Source organism: Planomonospora alba (assembly GCF_039534085.1).
Lineage (GTDB): Bacteria > Actinomycetota > Actinomycetes > Streptosporangiales > Streptosporangiaceae > Planomonospora_B > Planomonospora_B alba.
Genome location: NZ_BAAAUT010000162.1, coordinates 1 through 993, shown reverse-complemented (window position 1 = coordinate 993; position 993 = coordinate 1). Strand labels below are relative to the sequence as shown.

Annotated in this window: 1 protein-coding gene; it reads right to left on the bottom strand. The window is 73.1% G+C overall.

Annotated features, from left to right (window positions below; genetic code table 11):
• Positions 1–993, bottom strand: a 993-nt coding sequence (locus ABD823_RS34420; protein WP_344867149.1) for a putative bifunctional diguanylate cyclase/phosphodiesterase, incomplete at both ends; no start/stop codon positions are given.

Below are 993 nucleotides of genomic sequence, written 5' to 3'. Positions count from 1 at the left end.
CAGCGCGGTCTCGGTGATCTCCAGCACCAGCGCCTCACCCGGCAGCCCCGCCTCCGCCAGCGCCTCCAGCACCGTCGCCACGAACTCCGGACGACGCAACTGCACCGCCGAGACGTTCACGTTCACCGAGATCCCGTACCGCTCGTACCAGCGCCGCGCGTCCGCGCACGCCCGCCGCAGCACCTGCGTGCCGATCGGCACGATCAGCCCCGTGCTCTCCGCCGTCGGGATGAACGCGTCCGGCGGCACCACGCCCTCCGGCGACTGCCAGCGCAGCAGCGCCTCCACCGACCGCACCTGACCGGTCCGCAGATCCACCACCGGCTGGTAGTTGATCACGAACTCGTCCTCCCGCAGCGCCCGGCGCAGCCCCTCGGCGATGCGCACCTGGTCCAGCTGCTCGACCCGCAGCCCCGGATGGAAGACGCTGATCTGGTTCCTGCCCGCCGCCTTGGCCGCGTACAGCGCCAGATCCGCGTCGCGGAGCGCCTCCTGCGCCTCCATGGCCTCGGCGATCATGTGCAGGCCGACGCTGGCGGTGACGTGGAGGGAGCGCCCGCCCACGGTGAAGCCCTCGGAGACGGTCTCGACCACCCGCTGGGCCACCTCGCCCGCCTCCTCGGAGGTGATGTCCTCCAGCAGGACCGCGAACTCGTCGCCGCCGAACCGGGCCAGGGTGTCGGCCTCGCGCACGACCGCCCGCAGCCGCCGCCCGGCCTGCACCAGCAACTGGTCCCCGACCGGATGGCCGTAGCTGTCGTTGACGTGCTTGAACCCGTCCAGGTCCAGCAGCAGCAGCGCGTGCCGCGCCAGCGGGGAACGGCGCGCGGTGGCCTGCTCCAGCCGGTCGGTGAACAGCGCCCGGTTGGCCAGCCCGGTCAGCGGGTCGTGCATCGTTCGGTGGCTGAGCAGCTGCTGCAGCGCGTTCTGCTCCTCCAGCGCCCGCGACAGCTCGGCGGCCTGCTCGTCCAGCTGCCGGGCGCGCCGCTGCGC